Below are 16,405 nucleotides of genomic sequence, written 5' to 3' on the forward strand. Positions count from 1 at the left end.
CACCTTAGTAGATATACGAGAACACGCTCATCAACCGTATGTAGACGCTACCTAAAACGCTCATCAAGCCGCTGCCATTCGCGTAGACCAGCACATCTGCTTGTCCGCCCGCCCGTAAACTGTCGACCGGGGGAAAATCATCTTTAGAAAACGCCACCTTGACGGGGAAACGCTGGGCCTGACGTAACCAGTCACGGTTATTGTCGATAGTCGGCAATACCCCCGCTGGCTGGCTTTGCGTTGCACTGACGCCATAGCCAATGCTGCGCACCTGCCCTTTGTAAACGTGCCCCGGTTGGCTATCGAGCAGAATGGCGACTTCATCGCCAGGATTCACATTGCCGAGGTTGTTCTCTGTCATGTCCGCACTGATCCAGACATCGTTGATGGCAACCAGGGTCATTACCGGTGCTCCCGCGCCAAGAAACTGCCCCACATCAGTGCGCAAATCAGTCACCAGGCCACGGTTGGTCGCCACAATCACGGTATTTTTCCGGTCAAGTTCGGCTTTACGAACCGCCGAACGCGCGCTGAGCAGTTGTGAATTATTGTCGCCCTCTTCCCCCGCCATTTCGGTTACACGCCGTACATCAGCCGCCGCAGCCGCCATCTGGCTACGCGCGGTTTCACGCGTGGCTTGCGCCACTTCAAGACGGCGGACTGAAATGGTGCCGGGATCTTCTCGGTACAAACGCTCCTGGCGTTCCGCGTCTTTCGCGGCATTCTGGTAAGCGGCGGTCGCGGCCTGCAGGCCCGCTTTGGCAGCGGCAATGGCTTCATTGTTTGCCTTGACCGAACTTAATACCGTTTCATAGTCTGAACGCGCGCGTGACAAGGCGATGTCGTAAGGCTCGGGATCAAGTTCAAACAACCGATCCCCTGGCGCCACTTGCTGATTGTCGCGCACATAGACTTTTTGAATTTGCCCGGCGACCTCAGAAGAGACAGGAATAACAAACGCCTGAATTCTGGCCTGCGAGGTATAGGGCGTGAGCCGGTCGGCCGCTAAATACCAGCACAGCAGCACCACGATCACGGCGAGGAGACTTATCACGCCACGACGACTCGCTTGTCCCGCCGGGGATGAGGGTTCGGTCATTGCTTTTTACCTTCTTTAAGATCAGTTGCTGCTGGCAGAGGCGCGTCTAACAGAGGGATCCAGTCCTCCCGCTGACGTAAATGCGCATCGGTTTGTGGATCAACCAACGGACGTTGCCGCCCGCTTTCCCAACCGCCGCCCAGCGCTTTGTACAGCGTTATCAGGTCACGCATCAGCGCACCACGGCTGTTCACCAGGCGCTCCTGTTGATTGAACAAGGCGCGTTGCGAATCCAGTACTCGCTGGAAATCGGCCATCCCTTCCCGATATTGCGTATTCGCAATCTCCAGTGAACGGGTCGCCGCCTCTCCCGTTTGGCTCAGGAGCTCAATCTCGTCTTTGCCATTGGCGTAGGCGATCGCGGCATCATCGACTTCACGTGCTGCCTGAAACACGACGTCACGATAGCGTTCATGCAGTTGCAAGAAGCGGGAATCCTGCACCAGAACCTGGTTGCCAAGCCGCCCTTGATCGAGCAAATTCCAGCTAAACGTAGGGCCAGCCACCCAGGACAGCGTGCTGCTCGTCCCACTGCGCGCACTGATTCCCACACTGCCAATCAGTGAAATAGAAGGATAGAGCTCACTTTCTGCCACCCCGATAAGGGCCGACTGGGCAGCCAGTTGCCGTTCGGCAACCCGCACATCGGGTCGACGGCGCAACAGATCGGCAGGCAACTCAGACACCAATGCCAGATTGCCCTGTGGAAGTACCCCGGTATTGCTCGCCATTTCAGGCAATGGGCCGGGTTTACGCGCAAGCAGCACACTGAGCGCGTTTTGACTCTGACGCAGGCTGGTTTCCAGTTGCGGGATACTGGAGAGTGTTGAGAGGTATTGGGTTTTCGCTTGCTGCACGTCAAGCTCAGCACTGTTGCCGCTGAGGAACAGACGCTCGGTGATTTGCAGACTGCGTTGCTGAATTTCGGCGTTGCTGCGGGTAATTTGCAGTCGCGCTTCTAAGGTGCGGATATTCACATACAGTTGCGCCACTTGCGCAGCCATCAGCACCTGAATATCGTCATACTGCGCGAGGGTGGCGAAGTAACTCGCATCGGCAGATTCCACGCCGCGCTGGAACTTACCCCAAAAATCGATCTCCCAGCCCAGATTAAAATCGGCGCTATAGCTGGTGGTGTCATTGTAACGACCATCACGACGCGTGCCGCCCGTGATCACCTCACCCGTACCCACCGTCGCCTGCGGCCCCAGCAGACTTTCGGCAATGCCTAATTGTGCGCGTGACTCAAGCAAGCGCAGACCGGCAATCTTAACATCCGGGTTTTTGCGCAGCGCTTCATTGATAAGTGCGGTTAGCGTGGGGTCATTGAGTTGCGTCCACCACTGGTCATAATTTTGTGTGGAGCCGTTGGCGGCCGTACTTTTGGTCTTCGCCTGCCACTGGTCCAGCTCCGGGACTTGCGGCGATTTATAGTCTGGCCCCAGGGTGGTACACGCGCTCAACAGCAGGCAGGCGCCTCCTGTCAACAGGAGACGCCCAACGCGACGGTCATTGAACATCTTTTCCACTCGCCGCTACACCATCTGGCCCCTGGTTAACCCAGGCCATGAAGATGCGATAGCCGATGGAAAGCAACGTCGCCCCAACGAACATGCCGAGAATACCATTGGCCGCCATACCCCCCAGCGCCCCCAACAACACCACAGGCATAGGCGCATCAACACCACGTCCCAGCAACAAGGGTTTAAGCACGTTATCCGCCATACCCGCAACCAGCAGCAGCACGGTGTAGACAATATTGAGCGCCGTACCGTGATCGCCTGACATCCACATGATGGCAATCGCGGGGGCTGTCACCAGAATAACAGGGACCTGAGCAATCCCCAGAATCAACGCCAGGACGAAGAAAATGCCAACCGCAGGAATGCCTGCAATCGCCATGACAATACCGGCCAACAGCGCCTGAATGAAGGCAACCCCGATAACGCCCATCGCTACGGCACGAATGGTGCTGGTACACAGTTTGGTCAGCGCAAGGCCGCGTTGTGTGTCGGTGATACGGATGGCGATACTCTCGGCGCTGCGCGCACCGGGTGCACCCCAGGCCATCATGATGCCCGCAACGATGAAGGAGAAGACGAAGCCAATTAATCCGCCGCCCATGCTCGCCAGAACTCCCACAACCTGCTTAGCAATATCTCCCAACTGCGGGCGATAACTGCTGATAAGGCTGGGTAAATCCGTCGACGCCTTGAGCCACAAGGCGTGCACTTTTTCACCGACAAGAGGAATAGACGCGATCTTCTCCGACGGTGGTGAAATGACCAGGCTATCGCTGCCCACATTATCCACAAGGCTGCTTACGCTATCACCCAGAGAACTGAGCATGGCAACGGTCGGCGCGACGATCAACAGCACCCCCAGTAACACCATGACAGTTGACGCCCTGCCCTGTTTATTTCCCATTCGGGCAGCAAAACGCTGATGCAATGGATACAGTGTGACCGCCAAAATAAGCGCCCACAGCAGCATATTCATGAAAGGGGACATGACGGTAAAGCAGAAGGAGCCCAGTGCCAGGATCAGCCCAAGCTTGATGAACATATCCAGAAATCTGGCAACAAGTCTTTTTTCAATGACTGTGGATAGTTCGTTATTTTCCATGATGGCGTTATTCCAATTGATTGTAACCACGCAGTTATCCCGACCTTGCAAAATTAATAGCAGGCCAATAAATAGCGGGCATTACATTAAAAGAGATGAAAGATAATTTAATGATATGAATAAATTTATTTTGCGTTTAATTTACCAAACTATTTTCATGATAGAACAAACAGTCATTCTTGCAAATAATGCAATGTTGAGTATTAATAAATAGTTTAACGAACAAAACAAATGGAAAACCAAGATAAAGGTAATTTAATATAATTGTGTTTTGATTTTTCAATAGAATATTAAACAAGTCATGCACTAAAACTTAGAATTAAATTCTGCAACTGCCCGTTTTGTTTTTAGTCGGTATTATGTAAGCAGTTGTAATGATTCAAACCCACTGAAAATATCGCGCAACGTTATCGAAATGGCACTGACTGTCTGACAATAAACGATGTCATCTGCCACACAAAACTTAATTACTTTGGGTTATATCCCTTAGATCCAGGACCATTGTCCCCTTCTCTTAAAATGAATCCGCGGGTGATGGAGTGACAGATGAAACGTATTTCACCGGAACGTAAAACCACCCCACTGACAACATCACGGTCTCCTTACAACATGACCGTAGCGGCAGTGGCGAAAGGGAAGGAATATCCGACGCGACCCTCTATAACTGGCATCATCAGGCTAAAGCAGAGGGAAACCGATCCGGGCAGCGCTGCGTTTTCCCGGATTTACTCTGCTGTTTTTGTTGAATAATTAATCAGAATTTTCTGGAAATAATTTACAAAGGCTGTAGTGCCCGTCATCTGTACGCTCTGATTTTTACTTTGTCCTACGTCAATAAAACCGTAAACATCCTTGATGCAAATCACTACATATAGAACTTAAAATGCACGCCGACCCAATATGTTGTATTTATCGTCTACAATTGCATCAACCACAACTGACCGTATAGCGCAGCTGTTGTGGATAAAATGGGTCAGGATTGCGGGAAGTCGTTGGATAGAGAGATGAATAAACCAAGGAATGCTTCCCCAGCCTCTGTGGATAACCTGTTCTTATTAATATGGAGTGATCATGACACCGCATGTGATGAAACGTGATGGCTGTAAAGTGCCGTTTAAATCAGAGCGCATCAAAGAAGCCATTCTGCGTGCAGCTAAAGCAGCGGGAGTCGATGACGCAGATTACTGCGCCACCGTCGCAGAAGTCGTTAGCAACCAGATGAATGAGCGCAGTCAGGTCGATATCAACGACATCCAGACCGCAGTTGAAAACCAACTGATGTCGGGTCCGTACAAACAACTCGCCCGCGCCTATATCGAGTATCGCCACGATCGCGATATTCAGCGCGAGAAGCGTGGCCGCCTGAACCAGGAAATCCGCGGTCTGGTCGAGCAAACCAACTCCGCCCTGCTCAACGAAAACGCCAACAAAGACAGTAAAGTGATCCCGACCCAGCGCGATCTGCTGGCCGGTATCGTGGCTAAACACTATGCGCGTCAGCATCTGCTGCCACGTGATGTGGTGCAGGCGCATGAGCGTGGTGATATTCACTATCACGATCTCGACTACTCCCCGTTCTTCCCGATGTTCAACTGTATGCTGATCGATCTGAAAGGCATGCTGACCCAGGGCTTTAAGATGGGTAACGCGGAGATCGAACCGCCAAAATCCATCTCCACCGCCACGGCGGTCACCGCGCAGATCATCGCCCAGGTTGCCAGCCATATTTACGGCGGCACCACCATTAACCGTATTGATGAAGTGCTGGCCCCGTTTGTCACCGCCAGCTTCAATAAGCACCGCAAAACCGCTGAAGAGTGGCAAATCCCGGATGCTGACGGCTACGCGCATTCCCGTACCGAGAAAGAGTGCTATGACGCATTCCAGTCTCTGGAATACGAGGTGAACACGCTGCATACCGCCAACGGACAGACCCCATTTGTGACCTTCGGCTTTGGCCTCGGCACCAGCTGGGAATCTCGTCTGATTCAGCAGTCTATTCTGCGTAATCGTATCGCGGGTCTGGGTAAAAACCGTAAAACCGCCGTATTCCCGAAACTGGTGTTCGCGATTCGCGATGGCCTGAACCACAAATTTGGCGATCCTAACTACGACATCAAACAGCTGGCGCTGGAGTGTGCAAGCAAGCGCATGTATCCGGACATCCTGAACTACGATCAGGTGGTAAAAGTCACCGGCTCGTTCAAAACCCCGATGGGTTGCCGCAGTTTCCTCGGCGTCTGGGAAAACGAAAACGGCGAGCAGATCCACGATGGTCGCAACAATCTGGGCGTCATTAGCCTGAACCTGCCGCGCATCGCGCTGGAAGCCCACGGTGATGAAGCGACCTTCTGGAAACTGCTGGAGAGCCGTCTGGCGCTGGCGCGTAAAGCGCTGATGACCCGAATCGCCCGTCTTGAAGGGGTTAAAGCACGTGTTGCGCCAATCCTCTATATGGAAGGTGCCTGCGGCGTGCGCCTGAAAGCGGACGATGACGTTTCTGAAATCTTTAAAAATGGCCGGGCGTCCATCTCACTGGGCTATATCGGTATCCATGAAACCATCAACGCCCTGTTTGGCAACGAGCATCTGTACGACAGCGAAGCGCTTCGTGCCAAAGGTATCGCCATCGTGGAACGCCTGCGTCAGGCTGTCGATCAGTGGAAAGAAGAAACAGGTTACGGCTTCAGTCTGTACAGCACACCGAGTGAAAACCTGTGTGACCGCTTCTGCCGTCTGGATACCGCCGAGTTCGGCGTGATTGCTGGCGTAACGGACAAAGGCTACTACACCAACAGCTTCCACCTCGACGTCGAGAAGAAGGTCAACCCGTACGACAAGATCGATTTTGAAGCGCCGTACCCGCCGCTGGCGAACGGTGGTTTCATTTGCTACGGCGAGTACCCGAACATTCAGCACAACCTGAAAGCACTGGAAGATGTATGGGATTACAGCTATCAGCACGTGCCGTATTACGGAACCAACACGCCGATCGACGAATGCTACGAGTGCGGTTTTACCGGTGAGTTTGAGTGCACCAGCAAGGGCTTTACCTGCCCGAAATGCGGCAACCACGATGCCGCGCGCGTCTCGGTTACCCGTCGCGTATGCGGATATTTAGGGAGCCCGGATGCACGTCCATTTAACGCCGGTAAGCAGGAAGAGGTTAAACGCCGCGTTAAACATTTGGGCAACGGGCAGATCGGTTAATCTTCCGTTTGCAATACGTAGATGCCGGATGGCGGTGCAAGTACCTTATCCGGCCTACGGGTCGCTTTCTTATTGTTATTGTAGGCCGGGTAAGCGTAGCGCCACCCGGCATGGTTATACATTATGCAATACCATCAATATTATCCTGTAGATATCGTTAACGGTCCTGGAACCCGCTGCACCCTGTTTGTTTCAGGGTGCGTCCATGAATGCCCTGGCTGCTACAACAAAAGCACCTGGCGCGTGAACTCAGGGATGCCGTTCACCCAAGAAATGGCCGACCGCATTATCGCCGACCTCAACGATACCCGCGTCAAACGCCAGGGTATTTCGCTCTCCGGCGGTGACCCCCTGCATCCACAAAACGTGCCGGAAATTCTCAAACTGGTGAAACGTATCCACGCGGAGTGCCCGGGCAAAGATATCTGGGTATGGACCGGTTATAAGCTCGATGAGCTGGACGCCGCGCAAAGGGAGGTTGTCGATCTTATCAACGTGCTGGTCGACGGTAAGTTTGTGCAGGATTTAAAAGACCCGGCGCTGATCTGGCGCGGCAGCAGTAATCAGGTTGTGCATCACCTGCGTTGAATCACGCGCGTCCCTGCTGTCGCCATTTCCGACAACGATAAGCAATAACAGCAGTCCCAGACCTTCCTGATAACAGGCAAGGTCTGCATTTTCGGTATGAGCACTAAAAGTTGAGAACATCATGTTCTTCGGATAAAAGGATGTCCTGCTTTCAGACCGTCAGCCAGTGCGTTGCGTCCGCCTTCATTTTTTGTTCGAGTTCACTTCCGCGCGTGGCAAAAACGCGCTGCACCGGGAAACCGGTTTTTTCAAGCAGATACGCCAGCGCTGCGTATTCACGCGGATATTTAACCACCGCTTCCCGATCGACGTCTACCGGGCCGAGCGGGAAGGTAAAGCTCGCCATATCGTAAATACTCTGGCGTCTGAACAGCTTCCATACACCATCGCGTTTTTCCGCCATGTCGTAAAAACGGTTGTGACCGACGCACCCCAGGTTGAGCTTCACGTTTTCACCGATAATCATCGCGTTAGTCTCAACAATGGCCTTTGTCGCATTGCTATTAAACGTAACTACCGGCGTGCCGATCAGGTGTTTAGTCCGGACATCCGACGCGCCCATGCGCATGGAGCCGTCAACAAAATCACTCGCTGCGCCTTCAAACCAGGTGATTTCAATGGTGCCATCGGGATGAAACAGGTTGCGTAATTGCTCCCATTCACCCAGATCGCGATGCATCCAGCCGGTAATCAGATCGGTGATTTGTTGACGATCGTCGAGGTAATTTTGCATGACATACAGGCTCCATCAGTAAAGGGATTTCAGTTTTACTGTTCTTAAAGATAAAATCTATTAGATGAAAATGACCAATCGTTCATTTTGAGTGAACCATGAGGAACACCATATGGAGTTACGTCACCTGCGTTATTTTCTGGCGGTTGCCCAGGAGGGGCATTTTACACGTGCCGCTGAACGGCTGAATATTGTGCCACCAGCTCTGAGTATGCAGATTAAAGCGCTGGAGGAGGAACTTGGCGGCCCGCTGTTTGTACGCACCAGCCGGAAAGTGGAATTGACCGAAGCCGGACGACTGTTCCAGATTGAGGCGCAGCGCACGCTGGATCAGGCCGAAAACGCATGTCAGACCGTAAGGCGCTCTTTGCGGGGTGAGACCGGTCAGGTGCGGATTGGTTTCGCCGGAAATGCGGTATTTAGCGGCAAGTTGACACACGATTTGCGCACTTTTCGTCACCATTATCCTGATGCGGAGATGGTGGTGAGTGAGGTAGCCCCGCTTGCCCAGGCTGACGCCATTCTGACGGGGCAGCTTGATATCGGTTATACCCCCGACCACGACAAGCTCCACTCCCCGGCGCTGCTCGCAGAAAAAGTGGGTCTCTGGAAGCGCATCGTGGCGATGGCGGATGACCACCCGCTGTCCCGTCACCCCCGGCTGACGGTGGAGATGCTGGCTGCCGAGCCACTCATTCTCTACGATGCTCACGGCGCAGATGAGTCGCTATATGCCACCCTGCGTCACCTCCTCGGCCATGATCCGCACGTTTCCCACTGTTCCGCCAGTTCGCTTAGCGTCCTCACGCTGGCGGCTGCGGCTCAGGGGCTGGCATTAGTCCCGGAACCACTGATGAACATTTCCGTTCCGGGGGTGGTGTACCGCCCTCTGGACGAGCCAGAACTCGCCGCCAACCTGATGCTGGTCAGTAGAAAACAAGATAATAATGGCGCGACAACGGCTTTTCTCACCATTGCGCGTGGCATGGAGATACGGGAATAACCGTCAGGTCGTATATCATCAAAACCGGCTCACGTACTCCATCGCCAACACCTTAAACTCATCAAAGTCCTGACAAGTACAAAACCTTGTCATGGCGCGTTCACGCAGAAAAAATTGATAAATTAAAAGTCAATGCAACAGTATTACGGGAACCCGACTGCAAACCTCCTGGCGCGGGTTTATTTGAACTTCGCACAATGGGAGCCGAGATAGCCCGGGGCCTGTATGTCTATCAGAAAGGCAAAACCATCTATCTGTTACGCGTGTTCATTAAGAAAACGCCTAAACAGGAGATGATGTTGGCCTTCGAAAGGTTGGAGGAGATGCTCAATGAAGAAAACTAAAAGTGTCGCCTGGGACGAGGTCAGAGCAGACCTGATGTCCGATCCTGAAGTGCAAGCCGCAATGGAAGCCGAAGAGCGTAAAGCGCGTTTGCAAGCCATGCTCGCGGAATGGCGCAATCACGCCGGATTAACCCGTGCTCAGGTCGCCGAGAGAATGGGAGTAACGCCACCAACCGTATCCAGAATGGAAGCTAACATTATCAAAGCCAGCCTTGATACGATCGCACGTTATGCCAGAGCCTGTGGGATTAAACATCCGCAAATCATCCTATGATATTTCACCTGATGTCCCAGTGAGACATCAGGTGAGTAAGACGATTAACGATACTTCTGGTGGTAAGCGTTACGGGTGATTTTGAGCTCTTCTGCCGCCGCTTTCGCCTCGGTAACTTTGCCTTCATTCGCCAGCTTAAGTGCACCGTCGATCTGGCCGACCAGCGTCTCTAAGCCGTGATGGAAATCTTTCATTTCCGGGCTGTCAGGGGATTTGTTTTCCAGTTTCGGCGGCGTGGCTTTTTGGGCGTCCAGCGCGGCGGCACGCATTTTCGTTAACGCATCTTTCAATTCTGTGGCGTTATCCGCTTTCTCGACCACTTTCAAATTGTCGCTGAGGATCCCCATGTCATCGTCAAGCTCGGCCGCAAACACATTGGCCGAGCTCAGCACGAGAGATGACACAGCCAGCATCGCTAACAGGTTTTTACGCATTGCTCACTTCCTTTTTATTATTGAAGTTTATGGCGCGGCAGGTCGCGCCATTTGAGACTACTGCCCGGCGATTTTCATTTCCGGTAACAGCACTGAACCACACTGTATATTGCTACGCATTTCAATATCATCACCCACGGTCACAATATTGCGCCACATCTCTTTTAAATTACCGGCAATGGTTATCTCGCTCACCGGATACTGGATTTCACCGTTTTCGACCCAGAAGCCCGCCGCACCGCGGGAATAGTCGCCGGTAATGCCGCTCACGCCTTGTCCCATCAGCTCAGTGACCACCAGACCCGTTCCCATCTGTTTCAGCATCTGCTCAAAACTCAGGCCCTGTCCGGCAATACGCCAGTTGTGAATGCCGCCCGCGTGGCCGGTGCTTTTCAGCCCTAATTTACGCGCCGAATAGTTGGTCAGCAGCCACTGGGTCAGTACGCCATCTTTAACGATATCGCGACGTTCCGTACGTACGCCTTCACCGTCGAACGGTGAAGAGGCCAGCCCTTTCAGCAGATGCGGATGCTCTTCAATGGTCAACCACTCTGGCAGGATCTGTTTGCCCAGCGAGTCGAGCAGGAAGGTGGACTTGCGATACACCGACCCACCCGCAATGGCGCCAACCAGATGGCCAAACAGCCCCGTCGCCACTTCATTGGCGAAGATAACCGGCGCTTTCATGGTGGACAGTTTACGCGGCGACAGGCGAGACAGAGTGCGGCGCGCACAGTCTGCACCGACCCATTCCGGCGTTTGCAGATCGCTCATCGCGCGGCCAATGGTGTAGGCATAATCGCGCTCCATGTCGCCGTTCTCTTCCGCGATAACACAGCTTGAAAGCGAATGACGGGTGGAGCAGTACCCCTGCAACATACCGTGGCTGTTGCCGAACACTTTAATGCCGTAGTGGCTGTTAAAGCTGCCGCCTTCGGTATTGGTGATGCGTTTATCCGCCTGCAGGGAAGCTTGTTCCGCACGCGCCGCCAGTTCAATGGCTTCATCCGGGGAGACGTCAGCGGGGTGGAACAGATCGAGATCCGGCGCGTCAAAGGCCAGCAGTTCTTTGTCTGCCACGCCTGCACACGGATCCGGCGACGTATAGCGGGCAATATCCAGCGCCGCCTGCACGGTACGCGCAATTGCCTGCGGGCTTAAATCGGTGGATGACGCGCTGCCTTTACGGTTCTGGTGATACACGGTAATGCCCAGAGCGCCATCACTATTGAATTCTACGTTCTCCACTTCACCATAACGGGTGCTCACGCTGATACCGGTAGTCTTACTGACGGCGACTTCCGCACCATCCGATTTGCCTGACGCTAACTCCAGCGCTGTCGATACCGCTTCTTCCAGAATCTTACGCTGCGCTTCAACTTGTGAGATTACTTTCATCGCAAATGCCATAATGTAGAGAGAGTTTCTCTGAAGTCTAACAGAGAACCGTTTTTCAGTGCGCATCTTAACTGGTAACATTAGCCTCTTTTTTTAAGGAGCCTGACATGACTAAGCAGCCCGAAGACTGGCTCGACGACGTTCCCGGTGATGACATCGAAGACGAAGACGATGAAATTATCTGGGTCAGTAAAAGTGAAATTAAACGTGACGCCGAGGAGTTAAAACGCCTGGGTGTGGAACTGGTGGAATTAGGGAAAAACGCGCTGGATAAAATCCCGCTCGATGCGGACCTGCGTGCAGCCATTGAACTGGCCCAGCGTATTAAAATGGAAGGCCGCCGCCGTCAGTTGCAGTTGATTGGTAAAATGTTGCGTCAGCGCGATGTGGATCCGATCCGCCAGGCACTGGATAAGCTGAAGAATCGCCACAACCAACAGGTCGTGCTGTTTCACAAGCTTGAGCAACTGCGCGATCGTCTGATCGTTGAAGGCGACGATGCGGTAGCGGAAATACTGAACCTGTGGCCAAACGCCGATCGTCAGCAACTTCGCTCTCTGGTTCGCAATGCCCAAAAAGAGAAAGAAGGCAACAAGCCGCCGAAGTCGGCCCGTTTGATCTTCCAGTATCTGCGTGAACTGGCGGAAAACGAAGCGTAATTCCGTCCCGGATGCCTCAGCAAAACTGGGGCATTATTGCTTATAGCGCCATGACGCGGTGGCATAAATCCGCATTGAAGCGTTCATAGTGCAATGCATCTATCGGCTTCGGATAACTCAGCACAATTAACGCATGCCCGGCCACTCCCGGATGATAAGCCGGATGCGTGTGCGGCCATGGATTCGCAAAAAAACCCATCGATTCGTAAAACCGCAGCCGTTTTTCGGCGATGTCCGTCGTCAGCGGATCAATCTCCAGAATCGTCATTGGCGAACGCGCAAGAATGTGCCCAAGTATGATTTTGCCATACCCCTGCGAGCGCAATGCTCCGTCAATCGCCAGATGTTCAACGTAAACGTAGTCGTCAAAGGTCCAGCATCCGCTCAGGCCAACAAACAAATCCTCTTCAAACCACCCTTCCAGGGCGTAATGCGGACTGGCAATCGCCTGTTGCTTCGCGTGCATCTCCCGCTGTTCGTGCCAGGGGAAAGCCGTAGAGTACAGCGCGTCCAGACGCTGAAAGAGCGTCGATTCTGTTGATGTTATTTTTTTACAGGTCAGCATATCAGGTGATAAAAAAGTGAATGACAACCCGCGCACTGACGTGCGCGGGAGAGAGAATTACTCAATCAGATGAGCGATTTCATCATAATCGACTGACGGCGGCGACTGGCGCAAACCCCGCGTCATATACAGCAGCCAGGCAAACCCAACCGCCAGCCACACAAGGCCCACTTTTAACGCATCCGGCGCCAGGTTCGTCCACAGCCACACCGACATCCCTACGCCCAGTAACGGCAGCAGACCATAGTGAAACAGCGCAGGTACGCCACGGCGTTGTTCATTGATCAGGAAGTGCTTGATGACGCTGAGATTCACAAATGTAAACGCGACGAGCGCCCCGAAACTGATCATCGAGACGACAAGATCCAGGCTCAACTCCAGCGCCGTCAGGGAAACCAGCGCCACGAAAATAATCGCCCGATACGGCGTATGGAAACGCGAATGCAGATGGAAAAAGATTTTTCTCGGCAATACGCCTTCACGTCCCATGGCATAGAAGATACGCGATACGCCGGTCTGCGCCGTCATTGCAGAGGCATAAACGCCGGTCAGGTAAGCCGCCATAAAGAAGTTGTACATCCATTTGCCACCCACTTTTTCCGACACCACCAGGCTTGCGGTATCCTGAACCGGAATCAGCGATTGCCAGTCCGGGTAGATCAAATGCGCAGCGTACGACACGGCGATAAAGATAACGCCGGCCAGGAGGACGGTAATGATAATGGCGCGAGGTAACGTCCGTTTCGCATCATCGGCTTCTTCCGCCATTGTCGCAATAGCGTCAAACCCCAAAAATGCCAAACAAAGCACCGCCGCACCGGCCAGTAATCCGCCCAGATGCCCGCTATCCACTAACAGAGGGCGCAGCAGCGCATCCGGACTCAAATCGGCCTGGCTAAAAGAAAGCGCGATAAACAGCACGATAAAAATTAACTGTGCCGCGATTAATGTGAAATTAACGGATGTCATCAGTCGTACGCCAAGAATATTCAGCAGACTGACCGATATAATAGATGCCAGAACAAAGACAGGAGCCGGGATCGCCGGGAATGCTTCGTGCAGGAAGATGCCTAAAACAAGATAATTCAGAATTGGCAGGAATAAATAATCCAGGATCTGCGCCCATCCCACTAAGAATCCCATTCTGCCGCCAAAACTGCGCTGAACATAGGAATAAGCAGAACCTGCCAGCGGCAGCGCGCTGGTCATACGACAGTAACTCAACGCAGTAAACAGAATCGTCGCAATGGTCACGAGATAGGCAACGGGCAAATGCCCTTCACTGAGGACAGTCACCTGTCCGTAGGTGGTAAATACTCCCAGCGGAACCATATACGCCAGACCAAATGCGACCAGGGCCGGTGTTTTAAGCACTCTTCGTAGCTGATGTTTTTGTGGCATTCCCGTATCATCTCCTGGCGCTGTAAAAGGCACCGTTGAAAGGTTTATTTATAATAAAAAAAAGACCGCGAATTTTTACATATGGGTTGAATTTTGAAAAGCATAATAAGCGTTCTATTCATATAAAATTGTTTACATTAATTTTATTAATTTATTTCATATGAAAATCGCCAGAAAGCCGAAAACAATATGGATTCGACGGTATTTATTCTGTTTAAATACAATTTTATAAATAGATAAGCCTGTTTGTGTAACAGAAACAGGCTGTTTATTTCACACTATCAGGCGTCCTGCCAAACCACTTTGCCGCCGACAACCGTACGCAACACGCGCGTTTTGAATAAGGTTTCGGGAGGATTGCTGAAGATATCGTCTTTCAGGACAATCAGATCGGCCAGCTTGCCCGGTTCGAGAGAGCCGACCTCACCGTCACGGGCAATCATGTAGGCCGCATCGATCGTGGCGGAGCGCAACACCTCTGTCAGTGTTAAATTGCGGTCATTATCAAGACGTGGCCCCGCAGGGTTGCCTTCGGCATCCCACGCCCGGCGCGTCATGGCAATTTGCAGGTTATACCACTCATCAAGGCGGTCGATTGGCCAGTCGCTGCCATACGCCAGACGTGCGCCAGCATCAAGGAATCGCCCCTGTGGTTCAAGATGCGGGAAACGCGCTTCACCCAGCATGGCGCGCTCTTCATCAATCAACACCGCCGGTAATCCCGCCCACTGATAGGAGAGTACCGCCGTGACATCCAGTTCAGCAAAACGGGCATACTGATGCGCCGCCGCAAGTTCATTGTGCGCAAGACCCGGACGGACGTCTTTCTGCGGCCAGGCCTGACGCATCTCCTGCAACGCATCAAGCGCCATCTCTATCGCCCCTTCCGCCACCGTATGCATGTGCGGGTGAACGCCGGTGCGTCCGCACTCCTTAACCAGCGCATTAAATACCTCGGGGGTGAAGTAGAGATCGCCGTAGTCTTCTGTCGGCTGCCAGTCAGGTTGTGCGTGCGTCCCTCTGTTTTTACGGTAGGGCTGAAGCAGCGATGCGGTCATGGTAGGCGGTTGCAACACACCATCGACAAAGAACTTCACATGACTGACGCCAAAGCCAGGCGCAGGCTGCCACACAGGATCATTCCAGCGTTGGTTAAAGGCGACCAGTTCATCTAGCGCGCGGGCGGCATCCTGTGGACCGGCAACGCTGTCCGGCGTAATTTCACGCGCGCCGCACATCCGAAGGGTTAACTCGCCGCTATCGCGCAGAACGGCGAACGCCTTCAGCTGCTCTTCGTACACCCGGGTATCCATGACCGTGGTCACGCCCTGCTGATTCAGCACCCGCTGAACGTGACGGGCAATCAGAACGCACTGTTCCGGCGTACCGGTTGGAATGCTGTCGAAAGCGCGCATGGCTGGCGCATCCTCCAGAATTCCGTTTAAACGCCCCTCTTCATCCCGGCCGATTTTGCCATCCGCCGGAACCGGGGTTTCTTCGGTGATGCCCAGCATCTCCAGCGCACGGCTGTTGGCTGCCAGCGTATGGCAGTCATTGGAAAAAAGCACCACCGGGCGGCGCGTGTTCAGCGTATCCAGCGATTGACGACACATGTCGGCACCCGCCGGGATCATCGCCTGACGCTGCCACGCACGCACCGATAGCCAGTCGTCTTCTTCCTTCAGCGGATCCTCATCAAGGTGCTGCTGGAGAAGCGCCAGCGTCTCTTCCACGGTCAGCGCCGCATAGTTCAGGTTACAGCCGCGAAGCTGCTTGCCTCCCCAGAATGGATGCATATGACTGTCGATAAGTCCCGGCAGAACGACCCTTTTTTCAAGGTCAATCACTTCCGTTTGCGTCCCCGCCAGCGCCAGCAGTTCATGACTGCTGCCGACAGCGGTGATATAGCCTTGTTTGATGGCGATAGCTTCACAAAATTGATCGGACTTATCTGCCGTATAAATTTTACCGTTATGGTAAATCACATCGGGATTCAGGGAGTCAGGCATCATGAAGGGTGTTCCGGGATCCGTTATTCGTCGTAAAAAGCGTAAAAAAAGCCTTCGCAGCCA

Annotated in this window: 15 protein-coding genes and 2 pseudogenes; 7 read left to right on the forward strand and 10 right to left on the reverse strand. The window is 53.2% G+C overall.

The window, feature by feature from the left end; genetic code table 11:
- Window positions 1-4 precede the first annotated feature (4 nt).
- The 3 genes from P2W74_RS20370 to P2W74_RS20380 are packed head-to-tail and all read right to left on the reverse strand — an operon-like array spanning window position 5 to window position 3,724.
- Window positions 5-1,099: an HlyD family secretion protein gene (locus P2W74_RS20370; RefSeq protein ID WP_276293002.1), complete on the reverse strand. Its 1,095-nt coding sequence runs from the start codon at window positions 1,097-1,099 to the stop codon at window positions 5-7.
- Complete coding sequence (locus P2W74_RS20375) at window positions 1,096-2,619, reverse strand: efflux transporter outer membrane subunit (RefSeq protein WP_276295239.1); 1,524 nt, start codon at window positions 2,617-2,619, stop codon at window positions 1,096-1,098. Before P2W74_RS20375 ends, P2W74_RS20370 begins: the two co-directional genes overlap by 4 nt.
- On the reverse strand, window positions 2,609-3,724 hold the full coding sequence (locus P2W74_RS20380; protein WP_328517926.1) for an AI-2E family transporter: 1,116 nt from the start codon (window positions 3,722-3,724) through the stop codon (window positions 2,609-2,611). The genes P2W74_RS20375 and P2W74_RS20380 overlap by 11 nt, the downstream gene beginning before the upstream one ends.
- A 546-nt stretch (window positions 3,725-4,270) precedes the next feature.
- Here P2W74_RS20380 and P2W74_RS20385 point away from each other — a divergent pair.
- From P2W74_RS20385 to nrdG, 3 genes are all read left to right on the forward strand, one after another.
- Window positions 4,271-4,474, forward strand: coding sequence for a hypothetical protein (locus tag P2W74_RS20385; RefSeq protein WP_276293004.1), 204 nt, complete (start codon window positions 4,271-4,273; stop codon window positions 4,472-4,474).
- 321 nt (window positions 4,475-4,795) lie between these two features.
- Complete coding sequence (gene nrdD, locus P2W74_RS20390; RefSeq protein WP_276293005.1) at window positions 4,796-6,934, forward strand: anaerobic ribonucleoside-triphosphate reductase; 2,139 nt, start codon at window positions 4,796-4,798, stop codon at window positions 6,932-6,934.
- A gap of 123 nt (window positions 6,935-7,057) precedes the next feature.
- Entirely contained in the window at window positions 7,058-7,522 is a 465-nt protein-coding gene (gene nrdG, locus P2W74_RS20395; protein ID WP_276293006.1) for an anaerobic ribonucleoside-triphosphate reductase-activating protein, read from the forward strand.
- Window positions 7,523-7,673: 151 nt separating this feature from the next.
- Here the strand turns inward: nrdG and P2W74_RS20400 are convergent, their stop codons facing one another.
- Complete coding sequence (locus P2W74_RS20400) at window positions 7,674-8,255, reverse strand: nuclear transport factor 2 family protein (RefSeq protein WP_276293007.1); 582 nt, start codon at window positions 8,253-8,255, stop codon at window positions 7,674-7,676.
- Window positions 8,256-8,367: 112 nt separating this feature from the next.
- Here P2W74_RS20400 and P2W74_RS20405 point away from each other — a divergent pair, with 112 nt between their 5' ends.
- Entirely contained in the window at window positions 8,368-9,258 is an 891-nt protein-coding gene (locus tag P2W74_RS20405; RefSeq protein ID WP_276293008.1) for a LysR substrate-binding domain-containing protein, read from the forward strand.
- 18 nt (window positions 9,259-9,276) lie between these two features.
- Here the strand turns inward: P2W74_RS20405 and P2W74_RS20410 are convergent.
- Window positions 9,277-9,381 (reverse strand): annotated as a pseudogene (locus P2W74_RS20410) (hypothetical protein); the annotation flags it as partial.
- On the opposite strand from P2W74_RS20410, the pseudogene P2W74_RS20415 reads away from it, so the two are divergent.
- Both P2W74_RS20415 and P2W74_RS20420 read left to right on the forward strand, forming a co-directional pair.
- Window positions 9,372-9,602: pseudogene (locus P2W74_RS20415) on the forward strand (type II toxin-antitoxin system RelE/ParE family toxin); the annotation flags it as partial. The pseudogenes P2W74_RS20410 and P2W74_RS20415 sit on opposite strands and share 10 nt — an antisense overlap.
- Entirely contained in the window at window positions 9,589-9,876 is a 288-nt protein-coding gene (locus P2W74_RS20420) for a helix-turn-helix domain-containing protein (protein WP_276293010.1), read from the forward strand. The pseudogene P2W74_RS20415 and the gene P2W74_RS20420, both read left to right, overlap by 14 nt.
- 44 nt (window positions 9,877-9,920) lie before the next feature.
- Here the strand turns inward: P2W74_RS20420 and cybC are convergent, their stop codons facing one another.
- Window positions 9,921-10,310 (reverse strand): cytochrome b562, encoded by a 390-nt coding sequence (cybC, locus tag P2W74_RS20425; RefSeq protein ID WP_276293011.1) that lies wholly within the window; start codon window positions 10,308-10,310, stop codon window positions 9,921-9,923.
- Between the two features lie 57 nt (window positions 10,311-10,367).
- Window positions 10,368-11,720 (reverse strand): metalloprotease PmbA, encoded by a 1,353-nt coding sequence (pmbA, locus tag P2W74_RS20430; RefSeq protein WP_276293012.1) that lies wholly within the window; start codon window positions 11,718-11,720, stop codon window positions 10,368-10,370.
- 95 nt (window positions 11,721-11,815) lie between these two features.
- Between pmbA and yjgA the strand changes: the two genes are divergently transcribed.
- On the forward strand, window positions 11,816-12,367 hold the full coding sequence (gene yjgA / locus P2W74_RS20435; RefSeq protein ID WP_276293013.1) for a ribosome biogenesis factor YjgA: 552 nt from the start codon (window positions 11,816-11,818) through the stop codon (window positions 12,365-12,367).
- Between the two features lie 40 nt (window positions 12,368-12,407).
- Here yjgA and P2W74_RS20440 read toward each other — a convergent pair whose 3' ends face one another.
- The 3 genes from P2W74_RS20440 to P2W74_RS20450 all read right to left on the reverse strand — a co-directional run bounded on the left by P2W74_RS20440 (window position 12,408) and on the right by P2W74_RS20450 (window position 16,345).
- Window positions 12,408-12,932 (reverse strand): GNAT family N-acetyltransferase, encoded by a 525-nt coding sequence (locus P2W74_RS20440; protein WP_276293014.1) that lies wholly within the window; start codon window positions 12,930-12,932, stop codon window positions 12,408-12,410.
- A gap of 57 nt (window positions 12,933-12,989) precedes the next feature.
- The gene (locus tag P2W74_RS20445; protein ID WP_276293015.1) at window positions 12,990-14,333 is read right to left on the reverse strand and encodes an APC family permease; all 1,344 of its coding nucleotides are present in this window, start codon (window positions 14,331-14,333) and stop codon (window positions 12,990-12,992) included.
- Between the two features lie 281 nt (window positions 14,334-14,614).
- Window positions 14,615-16,345 carry an amidohydrolase gene (locus P2W74_RS20450; protein WP_276293016.1) on the reverse strand — a complete coding sequence of 577 codons (1,731 nt, stop codon included), beginning with the start codon at window positions 16,343-16,345 and terminating at the stop codon, window positions 14,615-14,617.
- Window positions 16,346-16,405 lie beyond the last annotated feature (60 nt).

The organism is Citrobacter enshiensis (assembly GCF_029338175.1).
Lineage (GTDB): Bacteria > Pseudomonadota > Gammaproteobacteria > Enterobacterales > Enterobacteriaceae > Citrobacter_D > Citrobacter_D enshiensis.